13 protein-coding genes are annotated in these 16,533 nt (G+C 73.6%); 4 read left to right on the top strand and 9 right to left on the bottom strand.

Annotated features, from left to right (window positions below):
- The first annotated feature begins 13 nt into the window (after nt 1–13).
- Nucleotides 14–1,987, top strand: coding sequence for a sigma-70 family RNA polymerase sigma factor (locus tag ACIBH3_RS17165; RefSeq protein ID WP_396312787.1), 1,974 nt, complete (start codon nt 14–16; stop codon nt 1,985–1,987).
- Between the two features lie 190 nt (nt 1,988–2,177).
- Here the strand turns inward: ACIBH3_RS17165 and ACIBH3_RS17170 are convergent, their stop codons facing one another.
- The 3 genes from ACIBH3_RS17170 to ACIBH3_RS17180 all read right to left on the bottom strand — a co-directional run bounded on the left by ACIBH3_RS17170 (nt 2,178) and on the right by ACIBH3_RS17180 (nt 5,717).
- Nucleotides 2,178–2,849 carry a GAP family protein gene (locus ACIBH3_RS17170; RefSeq protein WP_396312788.1) on the bottom strand — a complete coding sequence of 224 codons (672 nt, stop codon included), beginning with the start codon at nt 2,847–2,849 and terminating at the stop codon, nt 2,178–2,180.
- A 115-nt stretch (nt 2,850–2,964) separates the two neighbouring features.
- Nucleotides 2,965–4,299, bottom strand: coding sequence for a DUF1254 domain-containing protein (locus ACIBH3_RS17175; protein WP_396312789.1), 1,335 nt, complete (start codon nt 4,297–4,299; stop codon nt 2,965–2,967).
- Between the two features lie 92 nt (nt 4,300–4,391).
- A complete protein-coding gene (locus tag ACIBH3_RS17180) occupies nt 4,392–5,717 on the bottom strand; it encodes a DUF1254 domain-containing protein (protein WP_396312790.1) in 1,326 nt (441 codons plus the stop codon).
- A 259-nt stretch (nt 5,718–5,976) separates the two neighbouring features.
- Between ACIBH3_RS17180 and ACIBH3_RS17185 the strand changes: the two genes are divergently transcribed.
- Nucleotides 5,977–7,044 carry an NAD-dependent epimerase/dehydratase family protein gene (locus tag ACIBH3_RS17185; RefSeq protein WP_396312791.1) on the top strand — a complete coding sequence of 356 codons (1,068 nt, stop codon included), beginning with the start codon at nt 5,977–5,979 and terminating at the stop codon, nt 7,042–7,044.
- 124 nt (nt 7,045–7,168) lie between these two features.
- Here ACIBH3_RS17185 and ACIBH3_RS17190 read toward each other — a convergent pair whose 3' ends face one another.
- The 3 genes from ACIBH3_RS17190 to ACIBH3_RS17200 all read right to left on the bottom strand — a co-directional run bounded on the left by ACIBH3_RS17190 (nt 7,169) and on the right by ACIBH3_RS17200 (nt 10,807).
- Nucleotides 7,169–7,927, bottom strand: a complete 759-nt coding sequence (locus ACIBH3_RS17190) for a hypothetical protein (RefSeq protein WP_396312792.1) — start codon at nt 7,925–7,927, stop codon at nt 7,169–7,171.
- A 157-nt stretch (nt 7,928–8,084) separates the two neighbouring features.
- Complete coding sequence (locus tag ACIBH3_RS17195) at nt 8,085–9,134, bottom strand: family 2 encapsulin nanocompartment cargo protein polyprenyl transferase (protein WP_396312793.1); 1,050 nt, start codon at nt 9,132–9,134, stop codon at nt 8,085–8,087.
- Between the two features lie 245 nt (nt 9,135–9,379).
- Nucleotides 9,380–10,807 (bottom strand): family 2B encapsulin nanocompartment shell protein, encoded by a 1,428-nt coding sequence (locus tag ACIBH3_RS17200; protein ID WP_396312794.1) that lies wholly within the window; start codon nt 10,805–10,807, stop codon nt 9,380–9,382.
- 449 nt (nt 10,808–11,256) lie between these two features.
- On the opposite strand from ACIBH3_RS17200, the gene ACIBH3_RS17205 reads away from it, so the two are divergent.
- Nucleotides 11,257–12,327, top strand: coding sequence for an ATP-grasp domain-containing protein (locus ACIBH3_RS17205; protein WP_396312795.1), 1,071 nt, complete (start codon nt 11,257–11,259; stop codon nt 12,325–12,327).
- Nucleotides 12,328–12,375: 48 nt separating this feature from the next.
- Here ACIBH3_RS17205 and ACIBH3_RS17210 read toward each other — a convergent pair whose 3' ends face one another.
- The 3 genes from ACIBH3_RS17210 to ACIBH3_RS17220 all read right to left on the bottom strand — a co-directional run bounded on the left by ACIBH3_RS17210 (nt 12,376) and on the right by ACIBH3_RS17220 (nt 14,529).
- Complete coding sequence (locus ACIBH3_RS17210; RefSeq protein ID WP_396312796.1) at nt 12,376–12,915, bottom strand: methylated-DNA--[protein]-cysteine S-methyltransferase; 540 nt, start codon at nt 12,913–12,915, stop codon at nt 12,376–12,378.
- 127 nt (nt 12,916–13,042) lie between these two features.
- On the bottom strand, nt 13,043–13,291 hold the full coding sequence (locus tag ACIBH3_RS17215; protein WP_396312797.1) for a hypothetical protein: 249 nt from the start codon (nt 13,289–13,291) through the stop codon (nt 13,043–13,045).
- 746 nt (nt 13,292–14,037) lie between these two features.
- Nucleotides 14,038–14,529: an Lrp/AsnC family transcriptional regulator gene (locus tag ACIBH3_RS17220; RefSeq protein WP_396312798.1), complete on the bottom strand. Its 492-nt coding sequence runs from the start codon at nt 14,527–14,529 to the stop codon at nt 14,038–14,040.
- A 190-nt stretch (nt 14,530–14,719) separates the two neighbouring features.
- Here ACIBH3_RS17220 and ACIBH3_RS17225 point away from each other — a divergent pair, with 190 nt between their 5' ends.
- Entirely contained in the window at nt 14,720–16,459 is a 1,740-nt protein-coding gene (locus tag ACIBH3_RS17225; RefSeq protein ID WP_396312799.1) for a histidine decarboxylase, read from the top strand.
- Nucleotides 16,460–16,533 lie beyond the last annotated feature (74 nt).

The following is a 16,533-nucleotide window of genomic DNA, read 5'->3' on the forward strand; positions in this document are numbered from 1 at the left end:
TACCGTCGGGCGGGTGACAACGAGTGCTGAGAGATCGCACGACGCCGTGCTCGCGGCCTACGACCGCCAGCTGGACGGCCTGTTCACCTACTGCCTGTCGGTGCTGTGCGAACACGACGCCGCCGTGGCCGCCGTCCGCGAGGTCCGCGAGCTGGCGCTGCGGCACGGCTGCCGGCTGGCCGAGCCGGGCCTGGTACGGGCCTGGCTGTACGCGCTCGCCCGCTACTGCTGCCTGTACCGGCTGGAGCGCGGCCCCGGCATCGCGGGCCCGCCGCCCGGCCCGCTCCTGGCCGCGCAGCGCCGCCGCGAGCTGGCCTCGCTGGCCTGGCCCGAGGCGGCCGGCACGGATCCGGAGCAGCGCGAGGCGCTGGAGCTCTCCGTCCGCCACCGGCTCAGCCCGATCGAGGTGGCGGCGGTGCTGGGTGTGCCCGGCGACACCGTCCGCGCCCTGCTGGCCTCGGCCGGCGCCGAGGTCGGGCGGACCAGGGCCGCGCTGCTGGTGCTGGGCGTGGGCAGCTGCCCGGAACTGAACCGCCTCGGCGGGGCCGGGGCGGAGAGCTGGCGCGAGTGGGTGCTCGGCCCGGCGCTGCGCCGCGAACTGGTGCAGCACGTGGTGGAGTGCCCGACCTGCCGGGGTACGGCGGAGCGGGTGGCGGGCGAGGTCGCTGAGGGCCTGGCCGGGATGCCGGGCCTGTGCGTGCTGACCGCCCCGGTGCCGGCGCGGGTCGGCACACCCCGTGCGGAGGGCCCGCCGCCGACCCGCCCCTCGGCCGGAGCGGCCTTCCTGTCCGGCGCCGCCGCCGGACGGCGGGCGGCGAGGCAGCCGGCCTCGGCGGCGGGCGAGGAGCCGGGCCTGCGGTTCGACCCGCGTGGCTTCCCCCGCCACCGGGCCCCGGGCCCGACCCGGTCGGTGGCGGTGCGTCAGCGGGTGCTGACCACGGGCGTGCTGGCCGCCGTGCTGGCCGCGCCGGTGGTGGCGCTGTGGGCCGGGCACGGCGGCGGGGACGGTCCGGGCTCGGCGGCGACGGTCTCCTCCGTCCGCGTGGACTCGGCCGGGCAGCCGGAGGCCGGGCCCGGCGGCGGCCCGCAGGAGCCGGCCGGCGCCGCGGCCACCGGGCGCCCGGCGCCGACGGCCGGCGGGGGCCGGCCCTTCGTGCCGGCCGCCGCGGGCAACGGGCACGTCGGCCCCCAGGTGGCCGGGCTCGAACTGGCCGGGGTGCCGGGTGGAGAAACGTTGTTCCCCAGGATTCAGGGTCCGCTGGTCCCCGTACCGGCCATCGGCTCGGCACCGCTCGACAGCCCCCGGCTCAAGTCGGAGCCCGTGCCCGCCACCCCGCCCGCCGGCACCGCCACCGCACCCGTCGGACAGCTCACCGTGGAGGCCGCCGAGTACGGCAGCCGGACGGTGATCACCCTCACCAACTCCGGCGGGACGGAGATCCGCTGGCACGCCGCGGTGGACGTGGCCTGGCTCCGGCTGAGCCGGGACGCCGGGACGCTCGCCCCCGGGCAGCGGCTCACCATCACGGTGACGGTCGACGAGGAGCGCGCCCCGGACCGCCCGTGGACGGCCAGGATCGCGCTGCCGCCCTCGCAGGCCGTGGTCTCCCTGGAGGGCGGCCCGCAGCACCACGGCGGCTCCTCCCCCGCCCCCGCCGACCCCGGCACCCCGCCCGGGCAGGTCACCCCGGGCCCTGCGCCCACCGCCACGGCCACCGCCGCGCCCACCGCGACGCCGACCCACACCCCGCAGCCGACCCACACCCCCGCCCCGACGCCCACCGGCACCCCCTCGGCCAGCCCGACGGCCGCGCCGCCCAGCGGCAGCCCCACCGCGACCGCCACGCCCACCGGCACGCCGCCCGCGTCCTCGTCCCCCCGCTCCTCCGGCCCGTCCGGACCGTCCGGCCCGTCCGGCTCCTCCGCAACGCCCGCCGCGCCGTCCGCTGCCGGCCGCGCAGCCTCGCCCTCCGCCGGCCCGCGCTGACGGCGGGCGGGGCGCTGCCGGGGACCGGTTGGAGCGGGATTCGCCGTCGCGCGCCGGGTGGCCGGTCCGCACGCCGGGGTTCGCGCCGTCGCACCCTCGGGCCCTCGCGCCCCGGATCGTCGCGGCACTCCGGCCGGCACGCATCACCCCCGATGCCGTCATGCCGTCATGCCGTCCGGCGCGATCGCCGTCAGGTCGTCAGGCCGGCGATCGCGTCACCGACGTACTCCGCGCCGAGGACGACCAGGACGACGATCAAGATCGCCGAGTTGTGAGCCGACATCCAGGCCCGCCACTCCCCCAGCACCCGCGCCGACCCGTCCCCGCCGAACAGCTGGACGCCCAGTGGCAGCAGGGTGCAGAGCGAGCCGATCAGCACCATCAGCGCGACGGCCACGGCCCTTCCCCCGGCAGTGGCCGTGCTGGTCGCGATGGAGAGGGCCCCGCCCGCCGCCAGCACCAGGTTCTTCGGGTTCGCGGCCATCAGGCCGCCCGCGAGGCCGACCGCCCGGGCCGGGGTGAGGCGGTCGACCGTCTGCATCCACCTGGGCGGACCGTGGACGTGCCCCTCGCGCGGCCGGTCACGCCACTGCCCGGCGCCCATCAGCAGGAGCAGCGCGCCCAGCGCGAGCCTGAGCCACCAGGCCCAGTCGGGCACGGGCCCCGGGGTGTCCGGGCCGGTCCCGAGGAGCACCACCGCCGTGATCACGGCGGCCAGGGCGAGCGCCCACCCGGCGCTGAAGGCCAGACCGTTCGCCCGGCCCCGGGGCGTGGCCGGCATCAGGATCATCGCGATCAGCGGCACCGGGCTGAGGGCGATGCCCACCGCGGAGGCCAGCATCTGGCCGATCGCGTCGCCCATCCCGGCGCTCCTCTCCTCACCCGGCTCCTCTGCTCGCCCGGCCGCTCTCCTCACCCGGCCGCCGGGGCACGCCGCCCCACCGCCGACCCCACGCGGCCGCCGCCGCGGGAGTCGCTCAGCGCGGCTCGATCGGCGGCAGCCGGTAGCTGCCCTCCAGGACGGCGGCCCGCGGCTGGTAGAGCCTGACCATCGGCCGGAAGTCCCCCTCCGGGGTTGGCAGCCAGTTCGCCGCCTCCGCCGGGTCGGCCGGCCGCTCGCGCTGCATGACGATGGTCAGCGAGCCGTCCTCACCGCGGACCAGCCCGGGGGTGCGGTCCCCGATCGAGTACCGCCCGATCGGGTTCTCGACCAGGTAGAACTCCGGCATGGCGTACATCGTGACGGACCAGAACGCGTCGACCGGCGGGGTCTGTTCGAACCGCAGCGTGTACACGCCGGCGCCGTTGAGCTGCCGCCCCTCGGCGTCCGCGTGGCTGCTCAGGTACACCGCCTCGTACGCGTGGTTGCCCCAGAGCCCGGCCCGTGCGGCGACGGCCCGGGTCAGGTAGGCGGCCCGGCGGTCGGCGATCCGCCACTCGGGGTCCTCCAGGGTGCCGGGGCCGAAGAAGTCCAGGTTGTAGTCGAACAGGTGCAGGTTGGCGTTCCAGTCGCCCACCGGCTGGTTCTCCGGCGGCCTGGTCGCCTCCTCGATCCGCTGCTTGCCCGCCGCCAGTCCCTTGACCAGCGCGGCCGTCCAGTCGGCGGCGGCGGCGCGGTAGGGCGAGGGGCCCTCGTCGAGCAGGCCGAGCGGGGCGAAGCGCTGCTGGTACTCGCGGTCCGGCTCGGCGGGCGGGAAGGCGGCCGACCAGATCCGCAGCTTCTCGAAGAAGGCGAGCTCCGACGGCACGGCCGCGTCCGGCTGCGGCAGCCCGGCCACCACGCCGCCGGGCTCCAGCGGGCGCAGGCTCAGCTGCTCCTGGAGTGCCCGTACGCGCGGCAGGTCGTCCGGGCCGTCGCAGGCGTAACGGCCGATGATGCTCGCCACCCGGGTGGGCGCGACGATCACCGGCAGGCCGTCCGGTGCGGTGCCGTGCCAGCCGGGCGGGGCGATCAGCCAGGTCTGCTCGGTGGTGCCGGTGGCCCGACGGCCGATGTACGCGAAGTTGTTGCTCCAGGCGTCCACGAACTGGAGGACGTAGTAGGCCCCGGCGGTGCCCGGGACGTGCAGGACCTGCGGCCCCTCGGAGAGGTCGAGCTGCGCGACGGAGTGGACGGTGTCGTTGTTGACGCAGGCGTAGCCGTCCTTGGCGTCGGCGAGCTTCGAGCCGTGGCTGAACCGGTTGAACGGCGCGGCGGCGACGCTCCCCATGCCCTCCCGGTTGAACCGCTCGACCATGGAGAGGTCAAAGACCATCGGGTAGCCGTAGATGTAGGCGTCGGCGGCCAGGGCCTCCAGCGCGGGCTCGATCATTCGAGGTCCTTTCCGGGACGGGGGGTGGTCGCGTACACGGTGTGGCGGGGGTGGCGGTGGCGGCAGGGGTCGCAGGAGTGGCTCGGCAAGGCTCAGACCGGAGTCAGCGGCGGGAGGGTCCACCGGCCGTCGAGCACGGACGGGTCGGGGCCGTAGACGCGGATGATCACGGTGAACGGGCCGTCGGGCGCGGGCAGCCAGTTGGCGCAGTGCTCGGCGTTGGCCGGGCGCTTGCACTGGATGTGGAGGGTGAGGCCGCCGTCGGGGTCGCGGACCAGGCCGGGGGTGCGGTCGCCGATCGAGTAGCGGTCCAGCGGGTTGTCCACCAGCAGGCGGTCGGGCAGCGCGTACATCGTGGCCGACCAGAAGAACCGTGCGGGCGGCAGCGCGCCGGGGGCGAAGCGCAGCACGTAGTCGCGCCGGCCGGCGTCGGGCGGGCGGTTGCCCTCGCTGTCGGCCGGCCAGCCGCCGTACCAGGCCTCCTCGGTGGGGAGCCCGTACAGGCCCTTCATGGCGCCCACCGCGCGCGCCAGGTACTCGCCGCCCAGCTGCTCCCGGGTGCCGAAGAGGCCGGCCGTGCCGGTGCCGGCTGCGGCTGCCCGCGCCAGCTCGGCGCGGGCGTCCACGATGCCGCTCTCGATCTCGGTGCGTACCTCGGCGGGCAGCGCGGCGGGCTCGAACTCACCGCGGCCGTCGACGCCCAGGGCGGCCAGCCGTCCGCGCAGGTCCGCCTCGGCGGGCAGGACGGGGAAGAAGCCGAGCAGGAAGTCGAGGAGGCCGAAGAACTCGATGGTGTCCAGCACCTCCTCCCGCCAGAGCGGCCAGACGGGGTGCGGGGCGGGCGGCGGGGCGGGCGTGCCGGCGTACTCGTGCATCGGCCGCAGGAGGTACCCCCGCTGGACGGCCTTCAGCTCCTCGACCGCCGCGGGCGAGCTCCCGGCCAGGTACGTACGGCCGAGGATGCCGACCAGGTCGGTGGCGGTGCGGATGACGCTGTCGATCCCCTCGGGCACCTCGCCCTGCCAGCCGGGGCCGGCCACCAGGTGGTCGCCCGACTGCGGGCCGGTGCTGCGGGAGCCGATGAAGCCCGCGTAGAGGGTGTCCAGCTCATGGACCGGGAGCACGTAGTAGCGGTCCACGGCGGGCACCGACACCACCCAGGGCTCGGCCCGCAGGTCGAGCCAGGCCCGGGAGTAGGAGGTGTCGTTGTCGGGCGTGACGACGTCGGGGCCGGCGGGCGTGGAGTGCTGCGGGTAGTGCCGGAAGACACCGAAGCCGCCGACGTAGCGAGGGTCCGCGTCGTCGACGGCCTGGGGGCAGAGTGTGCGGTAGTTCTCCAGGAGGGCGTAGCCCCAGATCCAGGCCTCGGCCGCGGTGCCGCGGATGGTGGCCGGGTCCACGAGTACCGGGTTGCCCATGCTGTCGTTCTCCCCAGCCGTCGATCCATCAATCCAGACATAGCAGTACAAATGGATGCTATGTGGCGGGGAATGGAACAGCACCTCAGCCACGGCGCCGCGCCACCGGTCCGTGGGCGAACGGCCGATAGGGCGGTGGGCGGCGCAGCGGGCAGCCGGGCAGCGGGCGCACGACGCACGCCTCTGCCCGAAGCGAACGGCCTCAGCCCGCGGCGAACGCCCGGGCGTATCCGGCCGCCGACGGGCAAGAGTGACCGGTATGAAGATCCTCCTGCTCGGCGGTTCGTCCTTCCTCGGACGGGCCTTCGCCTCCGAAGCCCTCGCCCGGGGCCACCAGGTCACCACCTTCAACCGCGGCCGCTCCGGCACCGACCTGCCCGGCGTCCGGGCCGTCCGGGGCGAGCGCGGTTCGGCCGACGACCTGACCGCCCTGGTCGAGGGGCGGCACTGGGACGCCGTCGTCGACACCTCGGCCCAGCAGCCCGAGGAGGCCGCTCTCTCCGCCCGGTTGCTGAGCGGGCACGTGGACCACTACACCCTCGTCTCCTCCGTCCACGCCTTCTCCGGCTGGGGGCCGCAGGTGGTCGACGAGGGCTCCCCGCTGCACCCGTGGTCACCGGACACCCCGCCCGAGGAGGTGCCCTACAACGCCCTCAAGGCCGGGTGCGAGCTCGCCGTACTGGAACGGTTCGGCGAGCGCTCGACGATCCTCAACAGCGGGCTGCTGATCGGCCCGCACGAGATCGGCGGACGGCTGCCGTGGTGGCTGGAGCGGATGGCCCGCGGCGGTCCCGTCCTGGCGCCCGGCGACCGGGGCCGGACGATGCAGCCGATCGACACCCGCGACTTCGCCGCGTTCGGACTCGATCTGCTGACCGCGGGCCGCGGCGGCCGGTACGTCACCACCGCCCCGCCGGGGCACACCACCTTCGGCGAGTTCCTCGACGCCTGCGTGCGGGCCACCGGCGGCGGGGCCGAACTCGTCTGGGTGGACGAGGCCCCGCTGCTCGCCGAGGGGCCGGACCAGGTCCAGCCGTGGAGCGAGCTGCCGCTCTGGGCCCCCGACCTGCCCGAGTGCGCCGCCATCTGGCTCGCCGACAGCAGCCGGGCGCAGGCCGCCGGTCTGCGCTGCCGCCCGGTCGCGGACACCGCCCGGGACACCTGGGCCTGGCTCCGCGAGCGGGGCCTCGGGGTGGACACCGACGAACTCGGCCGCAAGGGCCGCGAGGGCGGGACGCGGCTCGGCATCGCCCCGGAGAAGGAGCGCCGGCTGCTGGCCGCCCACTCCAGCGGCGGGAATCCTGCGGAGGCGTCCGGCGGGGGCTGAGCGCAGCAGGTCGGCGCAACGGCGGGAGTGGGAAGTCGGCCGGGCCGACTTCCCAGTCCATGGCGGAGGCGCCCAGGGCGCCGGGGCCCGGAGCAGGGGTGCCCGGGGCGCCTGGCCGTACGGGTCAGCGCGGGGGTGGGAGCCGCTGGAGGAAGACGTCGAAGGCCGTCGGCTTCACCGCCGTCACCCCCGTGAACGGGAAGTCCATCTCCTTGATCACGATCAGCGAGATCACCACCAGCCCGCTCAGCGCAAGCACCATCAGGGTGTGGGAGAGCGTGTTGGAGAGGCCGAACAGGAAGGTGAACCCGATCGTCAGGACCGCCCCCGCGATCAGCGCCGTCCAGAGCAGCGGCGGCACCTCGTCGTCCACCTGGTTGAGCCGCTGGCGGCGCTCCGAGGCGAGGCTCTCCAGATGGGTCACGGCGTGCTCGTACAGCACCCGCTGCTGGTCGGTCTCCGGCACGATCGAGAAGACGTCGGCGCGCATCGCGTACACCAGCTGGGTCGCCTCGGCGCTGCTGTGGTGCTCGGCCATCAGCGGCCACTCGGTGTCCATCACCAGCCGGGCGTAGTCCAGCGTCCGCTTCTCCAGCTGCGGGCCGAGCGGGGCCGGTAGCTCACGGGAGATCCAGTAGACGCCGGCCAGTGAGTCGGCCTCCTGGAAGGTCGTCCTGCGAGCGGCGTCGTTGTTCTCCCAGACCGCGATCACCACGAAGGCGAGCAGGACGGCGTAGAGCACGCCGACGGCCGCGAAGATGAACCCGGCGACGTCGTTGTGCGCCTCACGGACGGGATGCGGGACATACCGCTGGAGCAGCTTCAGGCCTGTGGCGAGCACCAACAGGACGACCACCAGCGTGCCGATGTCGAACCAACTCATGTGCGACTCCCAGGGATTGCCAGGAACGGAACGGTGACGCGGGAGCGGTGGACGGTCAGTGCGCCGGCCGGCTTCGGCCGTACAGGCGGCCGGTGGGACGGGCAGCCGACGGTACGGGCGGCCCACGGGACAGGCTGTCGGCGACTGCGCCAGGCGGTCAGTGGCTGCGACGGGTGACGAGCTCGGCCAGGGCGAGCAGTTCGTCGGCGGCCGAGGGCTCCGGCACCGCGTCCGCGAGGTGGGCGATCGCCTCGGCCATCCGCTCGCAGGACTCGCTCTGCGCCCACCCGCGGCCGCCGGCACCCTCCACGGCGCTGGCGCACCTCACCAACTCCTGCGGTGTCAGCCGCCGTTCGAGGGCGTAGAGGCCGGCCAGGACCGCACCGTCCGACGTGCCCGAACCCAGCGCCGCCACCACCGGGAGGGACTTCTTGCGGGCCGCCAGGTCGGCGCCGACCGGCTTGCCGGTGACCGCCGGATCGCCCCAGATCCCGATCAGGTCGTCGATGAGCTGGAACGCCAGCCCGATCTGCCGCCCGAACGCGTCCATCGCCCGGGCGGCCTCCTCCCCCGCCCCCGCGTACAGGGCGCCGAGCGCGCAGGCGCAGCCGAGCAACGCCCCGGTCTTGGCCTCGGCCATCGCCAGGCACTCGGCGAGCGTGACGTCGCCGCGCTGTTCGAAGGCGCAGTCGGCCTGCTGGCCCTCGCAGAGTTCGACGACACAGTCGGTGAGACGGCGGATGGCGGCCTGCGCCGCGGGGTGGGTGTCCTGCGCCAGGGTGCGCAGGGCGAGCGAGTGCATGGCGTCCCCCGCGAGGATCGCCTCGGTGGTACCGAACACCCGCCAGGCGGTGGGCCGGTGACGCCTGGTCCCGTCGCGGTCGATGACGTCGTCGTGGAGCAGGGTGAAGTTGTGGATGAGCTCGACGGCGGCGGCCGCCGCGACGGCGTCGGCGGGCCGGCCGCCGAGCGCGTGGGTCGCGGCGAGGACGAGGGCCGGCCTGATCGCCTTGCCCGGATCGGCGGTGGCCGGCGAACCGTCCGGCTCCCACCAGCCGAAGTGGTAGCCGGCGACCCTGCGCATCGCGGTGGGCAGCTTCTCGACGGCGGCGCGCAGGGCCGGGTCGACCAGGCCTCTGGTACGGGTGAGGATGTCGGCCGCCTCGCCGCCCTCCCGGCGGTCCCGCTCCAGCGTGAAGATCCCCATGGGCTGCTCCCCCTCGTGGTTGCGCCGGGCCCGGCCCCGGGCGGGGCCGGGCGGTGCGGTGACGGTGCGCCGGCGGTGCGTCGGCGGCGTGGCGCTCGGGCCGGACGGTGGTCGGACCGGGCATGAACCATGCATTCCGTGCACGATTCGCCACCAAGATTTCCGGTGATTCCGGATCCGGCCGTCGGCTGTACCGCGCCGATTCCATCCGAATTCCACCCGGATTCACCCCGCCGGGCGGGCCGCTAGTCGCGCGGGCGGGCCACGTCAACGTTCTCCAGTACGCCGATCGCGTCCGGCACGAGAATGGCCGCAGAATAGTAGGCGCTCACCAGGTAGGAGATGATCGCCTTCTCGTTGATTCCCATGAACCGGACCGAGAGGCTCGGCTGGTACTCGTCCGGAATGCCGGTCTGGTGCAGGCCGATGACGCCCTGGTTGTCCTCCCCGGTGCGCAGCGCGATGATCGAACTGGTGTGGCCGTCCAGGATCGGGATCTTGTTGCACGGGAAGATCGGCACCCCGCGCCAGGCCGGCACGTGGTGGCCCTGCACCTCCAGCGCGTCCGGGTAGAGGCCTCGGCGGCTGCACTCCCGGCCGAAGGCGGCGATGGCCTTGGGGTGGGCGAGGAAGAGCTTGGTGCCCCGGCGGCGGCTGAGCAGCTCGTCCATGTCGTCCGGGGTGGGCGGGCCGGAGTGGGTCTGGATGCGCTGGTCGTAGTCCGCGTTCTGGAGCAGCCCGAACTCCCGGTTGTTGATCAGCTCGTGCTCCTGGGCCTCCCGCAGCGCCTCGATCGTGAGCTTCAGCTGCTGCTCGATCTGGTTCATCGGCTGGTTGTAGAGGTCGGCGACCCGGCTGTGCACCTGGAGCACCGTCTGCGCGACGCTCAGCTCGTACTCGCGCGGCGCGAGCTCGTAGTCCACGAAGGTGCCGGGCAGCTCGTGCTCGCCCTCGTGCCCGGCGGAGAGCTCGATCTCGGCCTCGCCGTGACGGTTCTGCGCGGCCTGCGAGCCCGCGAGGTAGGCGAGGATCTGGCCGCGCAGCGCCTCCGAGCGGTCGGCCAGCTGCTGGAAGTCGGGCCAGGGCAGGGCCAGCACCGTACCCGCGGTGGCGGCCTTGACGGTGTACTCCCACGCGGCGCCGGCCTGGAGCAGGGACTCGTCGCCCAGGTGGTCACCGTCCGCGAGGAAGCCGATCACGGTGTCGTGGCCGTACTTGCCGGTGCCGATCTTGTTGACCTTGCCGTGCGCGATCAGGAAGATCTCGTCGACCGGCTGCCCGGCCTCCACCAGCACGTCACCGACGGCGAACTCACGCTGGACGAAGCGGCCGGCCAGCTCGTCCAGCAGGGCATCCTCCTCGAAGCCGCGCAGCACCGGCAGCTCGCGCAGCGAGGGCGGCACGATCCGGACCTCCGCGCCGGTCTTGACGAAGCTGACCCGGCCCCGCCCGACCGCGTAGGTGAGCCGCCGGTTGACCCGGTAGGTACCGCCGGCCACCTGGACCCACGGGAGCATCCTGAGCAGCCAGCGCGAGCTGATCCCTTGCATCTGCGGGGCGGACTTGGTGGTCGTGGCGAGGTTCTTCGCACCGGCCGTGCCGAGGCTCTGCTGCTGGCGGGTTTGCGGCTGACCATCCTGCGCAGGAATACCGACGTTGGTTTCGGTCGACATACAGGAACCCTCCGCGTGAACGCGTGAACCGAATGAAGTGTCGCCTTGCACCCATCATGGTGAAGCCGTTCGGCGGACATTGCAATCACTCTTTCGAGTGGTGAGATGTGCTGGACAATTAGCACGACTGGAGCACCCGATCGATATCGGTTCGAGGCTCATTCGAACGGCTCGGAATTCATGCTCAATCCGCGTGAAACCTGCCGGCAACAAGTCCGCGGCCCGAATTCCCGGCCCGCGCCGGCCACCGCCCCTGGCCCCCGCCCGGCAGGCGCCCACCCGCCGTGCACGACACCCCGCCGGGAGCGCTAAGGTGCCACCTCAAGGGCACGGCCAAGGCGCAGCGCGCACGACGCCGCCGACCGCCGGGTTGCGCACGTCCACGCCCCGGTCGGGCGGCCGCACCGGGGTGCCCTCCCGATCGTTCACCCCTGCCCAGGGAGACCTCCGTGAGCGCCCCCATACGCGTCTGGCTCAACCGCACCTACGCCGAGAACGTGTTCTTCATCGAGCTGCTGCGCGCCGCGCCGCGCCCCATCGAGGTCCATGCCACCCACGTCGATCCGGACTCCCCCGTCCTGGCCGCCGCCGACGTCGGCTCCCTGGAACCCGCGAACCTGTCCCCCGACGCCTACGTCGACTTCGCCCTCGACTACTGCGCCCGCAACTCCATCGACGTCTTCGTCCCCCGCCTCAACCAACTGGCCATCTCGCTGCACCACCAGGAGTTCCAGGCCGTCGGCACCGCCCTGGCCTGCCCGCCCGCCACCGCCATCGCGGCCTTCGACAGCAAGGTCGACGGCTACGGCGCGATCGCCTCGCTCGGTCTGCCGACGCCGCCCTGGTGGCAGGTCAGGACGGCCGCGGAGCTGCTGGCCGCCGTCGGCGAGATCGAGGCCGCCGGCTCGGTGGCCTGCCTCAAGCCCGCCTCGGGCGCGGGCGGCGAGGGCTTCCGGGTGCTCACCCGCGAGCCGTTCGGGCTGCACCGGCTGGCCGGCGCCCCGGACGCGCACATCCAGCTCGACCAGCTGGTGGCCGCCCTGCACGACTCCCCGAACCCGGTCGACCTGCTGGTGATGCCCTACCTCGAAGGGCCCGAGGTCTCGGTGGACTGCCTGGCCGACCGCAGCGGGCGGCTGGTCACGGCCATCGGCCGGTGCAAGCATCGCCGCCGGCGCAGCTTCACCACCGCGCCCCGGTACCTGGAGCCCGCCCGCCGTCTGGTCGAGGGCTCCGGCATGGCGTTCCTCTCGAACGTCCAGTTCCGCCACCACGCCGGCGAACCGGTGATCATCGACGTCAACACCCGCCCGTCCGGGGGGCTGCACCAGCTCCGGCTCTGCGGCCTCAACCTGCCGTGGAACGCCGTGCAGTTGGCGCTCGGCGAGACACCCGTCCAGCTGCCCGTCCACGAGCTGGCCGGCATCGAGTACACCCTGGTCGCCGGGGTCCAGCCCGTCCTGCCGCGCCAGCTCCCGCACACCAGGGAGCGGGTGCCGGCCGCGTTCGACCTGGTGTAGCGGAGCCCGGGGGCGCGGTCGCCGTACGGCCGCCGCGGCCCTCGGGGCTCAGCCGGGACCGTTCCAGTCCAGGGTCGGGTCCAGCACACCCTCCAGGGTGAGCAGCCAGCGCTTGACCTCGATGCCGACCCGGCCGCCACCGAAGCCGCCGATCCCGTCCGCCGCGACCACCCGGTGACACGGCACCAGCAGTGCGAAGGGATTGGCGGCCATCATCTGCCCGACCGTCCGGGCGGCCAGGCCCGGCTCCGAGACGTCCTCGAACACTCCGCTGCGGGCGGCGAGTTCACCGTAGGTGATGGTGCTCCCGTACGGGACCTCGGCCAGCAGGGTCCGGAGTACGGTGCGGTGCGGTCCGCTGCTCGTACTCCAGTCGATCGGCAGGCCCAGCTCGCGGCGCCGGCCACCGAGGTACTCGCCGATCCGGCCCGTGACCGCGGCGATCTTGGCCGGATCGGTACAGAGCGGCTCCCGCGCCGCGCCCTCGCCGCCGTTGTAGTCCACCGCGGCCACCCCCAGCGGCGACACCGCGATCCGCATCGGACCGCTGGGCAGCGGCGTCCCGACGGTGATCCAGGAGATCGACATACCCGTCCGCCCAGCCTCCGCGCCGTCGGCCCGAGCCCATGGCAGCGGCCGGGAGACGACCGCCTGCCGGTCGTCTCCTGCGCCATCGTACGGCGGGCCCGCACCGCGGCGCAGGGCGTTCCCGCCGCTACTGGAGCCGCTCCTGGAGTCGCTCCTTCAGCTCCGCTGCCATCCCACGCGTCCACTGCGACAGCTCGCCGCGCTGCTGCGCCCTGCCCTCGCAGAGCGCGGTGACCTGGGCGTCGCTGAGCCGGTCGGGCCCCGGGATCTCCAGCAGGTACGCGATCTCGTCCAGCACGGTGGCCAGCCGCTTGGCATCGTCATGGCTGAGCATCACAGCCATCTCATGGTGACTGATGGTGACAGAACCGGGCATCACAGCCTCCTTCGTTCGCCCCTCCTCCACCGTACGGCGCACGCGACCACCGTGCCCCCGGGGCTGCCCTCGCCCCTCCTTCGCTCCCCCTGCTCCCCGTACTCCCGCTCCCGGCTCCCGCTCCGCGGGGCCCGGCTCTCACCCTCCACCCGCGCCGCTACATGGTCAGGGCGCCCCGGAGAACGAGATGCGCCCGGTGACCGAGGCCGTCCGGGCCCGCTACCCCGCCTGCGACGTCGAGATCGTGGAGTTCCACTTCAGCGATCCGTTCACCCTGCTGCGGGCCGGCCAGGCCGACGACCCCGAGCGGCCGCCCGGTACAGCGCGGTCCGGTCGCGCGGACCTTCCACGAGATCCTCGGCCTCATCGCGGCCGGACAGATCGTCAGCCCGCTGAACGCGCACGCCGCCTGGCACTACAACCCACCCGGCATCACCTTCCGGCCGATCCACGACGCCCCGCTCACCGAATGGGCCCCGGTGTGGCGCACCGCGAACGAAACGGCCCGCCTCCGCGCCTTCGTCAAGGCGGCGCACGAGCTCGGCGTCCGCCCGATTACGATGGCGCCCTCCGGGGAGTAGCCGCCGACGGGCGCGCCGGCCGCCCCGCCGCCCCGGTCAGCAGAGCCGCCGCCGGCACGCGCGGCGGTGGCGGCACGCACCGACGCCGTCCAGGTCCGGCCGGCCCAGGCGGTACCCACCGCCACCCGCCATCACCGTCCCAGCCGCCGCGCGTGGCCCCGTCGCTCACCGCCCCGGGGTCAGGTGCCGGCGGCCGGCGATCTGCTCGAAGATCAGGTTGGTCCGGGTCTGCGCCACCGCCGGATGGGTGGTGAGGTGGTCCACCACGAAGTCGCGCAGGGCGTCCGGGTGCGCGAGGGCGACGTGGAGCAGGTAGTCGTCGGATCCGGCCATGTGGAACACCGCCACGACGCCGGGCATGTCGGGGGCCGTGGCGCGGAAGCTCTCGTTCTGTTCACGGGTGTGGGCCCGGAGCCGGACCGAGATCATGGCCTGCAACGGCAGCCCGATCGCGGCGGGGGCGATGTCGGCCCGGAACGCGCGGATGACCCCGCGCTCGCGCAGTGAGCGGACCCGGGCCAGACAGGTCGAGGGGGCGATGCCCACCGCGTCCGCGAGCGCGTTGTTCGGCATGCGGGCGTTGTCCGCGAGGATGCGCAGGATCGCCCGGTCCACGTCATCGATGGCGGCCCGCGGCGTGTGAGGAATGTTCGGCACGAGGCCCAGGGTCCTCGCTCGTACCGATGATTCGCAAGATGTGGCGCACCGATTCCGAATGTTCTGCGGAATGCTTCCCCCTCCGGCGTCACAGGTTCCATCCTGGCTGCCGATCGGATCGGCCACCGCCGCCAACCCCACCGGACCTGCCCGGCGGGTCTCCGACCCAGCGAACCGGGAGTGCTGCGCCATGAGCCGAACCGACACCCTGACCGCTCACCCCGGCCACGACGAGCTCGCACGACCGGACGTCCGGATATCGCCCCTGGACGTCCCCGCCGCCCGTAGACCGGACCGCCCGGCCGCGGAGCCGGACGTCTGCGACTTCGAGCTCCCGGCCGGCGGGCTGGACGACGAGCGGCGCCTGCGCGCGCTCGACACGATGGACGAGTACCTGACGAGCAAGCGCCATCACCTGCTCGGCTACCAGGCCACCCAGGAGATGGGCGGGAGCGCCTTCGACCTCGGCCGGTTCATGCAGCACAACATCAACAACCTCGGTGACCCGTTCCAGAGCGGCGGCTACAAGCCGAACACCAAGGTCGTCGAGCGCGCGGTGCTCGACTACTACGCCGCCCTGTGGCACGCCAAGGCGCCGTACCGCGCGGACGACCCCGAGTCGTACTGGGGGTACGTGCTGTCCATGGGCTCGACCGAGGGCAACATGTACGCGCTCTGGAACGCTCGGGACTACCTGAGCGGCAAGGCGCTGATCCAGCCCCCGACCGGTCCGTCCGGCACCCCGCGCTACGTCCAGGCCCCGTCCGAGCCCGGCAACCCCAACGCCTACCGCCCGGTGGCGTTCTACTCCGAGGACACCCACTACTCGTTCGCCAAGGCGGTCCACGTACTGGGCGTCGAGACCTTCCACGCCGTGGGCACGGAGCAGTACCCGGACGAGTGCCCGCTGCCAGGACCCACGGCCGCGCCGCGCGAATGGCCCGCCGAGGTGCCCTCCCGCAGCGGCCCCTCGGGCCAGGTGTGGGACGGCACCGGGGAGATCGACATCGACGCCCTGGCGGTGCTGGTGGAGTTCTTCGCCGCCAAGGGGCACCCGATCTTCATCAGCCTCAACCTCGGCAGCACCTTCAAGGGCGCTCACGACGACGTCCGACAGGTCTGCGAGCGCCTGCTGCCGATCTTCGAGAAGTACCGGCTGATCCAGGGCGAGGTGGTCTACGGCAAGGACCCGCACACCGGCGAACCGCTGGTCGACCTGCGACGCCGCTTCTGGATCCACGTGGACGGCGCCCTCGGCGCCGGGTACGCGCCCTTCATGCGGATGGCCGGCGCGGAGCCGGCACGGTTCGGCTGGAGCCCCGACACGGACATGCCGGAGTTCGACTTCGGCATCACCCTGGCGACCCAGGAGTTCGGCGACCTCGACATGGTCTCCTCGATCGCCATGAGCGGCCACAAGTGGCCCGGCGCACCGTGGCCGTGCGGCATCTACATGACCAAGGTCAAGTACCAGATCTCACCGCCCTCCCAGCCGGAGTACATCGGCGCCCCCGACACCACGTTCGCCGGCTCGCGCAACGGCTTCTCGCCACTGGTGCTCTGGGACCACCTGTCCCGGCACTCCTACCAGGACCAGGTCGACCGGATCCGCGGGGCCCAGGAGCTGGCCGCCTACCTTGAGCGGCAACTCCGCTTCCTGGAACGGGAGAAGGGCATCGAGCTGTGGCCCGCACGCACCCCGGGCGCCATCACGGTGCGGTTCCGCAAGCCCAGCCCCGAGCTGGTGGCCAAGTGGTCACTGTCCTCGCAGGACGTCCTGCTCACCCCGGGCGACGAGAGCACCCGGCGCAGCTACGTGCACGTCTTCCTGATGTCGTCGGTCGACCGCTCCAAGCTGGACGCCCTGTTGGACGACCTCGCCGACGACCCCGCCATCCTCGCGACGGCACCGGTACTCGCCCACCGGTGAGGCCCTGCCCGGCCCTGCCGCGCAAACGGCCCCGGACGAGTCGTCCGAGGCCGGCGATGAAGCCCCCGGAAGGC

Origin of the sequence: Kitasatospora sp. NPDC050543 (assembly GCF_044457565.1) — a bacterium.
GTDB lineage: Bacteria > Actinomycetota > Actinomycetes > Streptomycetales > Streptomycetaceae > Kitasatospora.

What these genes read in the sequence shown, in the direction of transcription:
- ACIBH3_RS17180 (WP_396312790.1), bottom strand. Translation starts at nt 5,717, where the DNA reads ATGGGCAACCCGGTACTCGTGGACCCGGCCACCATCCGCGGCACCGCG.
- ACIBH3_RS17215 (WP_396312797.1), bottom strand. Translation starts at nt 13,291, where the DNA reads ATGCCCGGTTCTGTCACCATCAGTCACCATGAGATGGCTGTGATGCTC.
- ACIBH3_RS17210 (WP_396312796.1), bottom strand. Translation starts at nt 12,915, where the DNA reads ATGTCGATCTCCTGGATCACCGTCGGGACGCCGCTGCCCAGCGGTCCG.
- ACIBH3_RS17185 (WP_396312791.1), top strand. Translation starts at nt 5,977, where the DNA reads ATGAAGATCCTCCTGCTCGGCGGTTCGTCCTTCCTCGGACGGGCCTTC.
- ACIBH3_RS17175 (WP_396312789.1), bottom strand. Translation starts at nt 4,299, where the DNA reads ATGATCGAGCCCGCGCTGGAGGCCCTGGCCGCCGACGCCTACATCTAC.
- ACIBH3_RS17195 (WP_396312793.1), bottom strand. Translation starts at nt 9,134, where the DNA reads ATGGGGATCTTCACGCTGGAGCGGGACCGCCGGGAGGGCGGCGAGGCG.
- ACIBH3_RS17190 (WP_396312792.1), bottom strand. Translation starts at nt 7,927, where the DNA reads ATGAGTTGGTTCGACATCGGCACGCTGGTGGTCGTCCTGTTGGTGCTC.
- ACIBH3_RS17200 (WP_396312794.1), bottom strand. Translation starts at nt 10,807, where the DNA reads ATGTCGACCGAAACCAACGTCGGTATTCCTGCGCAGGATGGTCAGCCG.
- ACIBH3_RS17170 (WP_396312788.1), bottom strand. Translation starts at nt 2,849, where the DNA reads ATGGGCGACGCGATCGGCCAGATGCTGGCCTCCGCGGTGGGCATCGCC.
- ACIBH3_RS17225 (WP_396312799.1), top strand. Translation starts at nt 14,720, where the DNA reads ATGAGCCGAACCGACACCCTGACCGCTCACCCCGGCCACGACGAGCTC.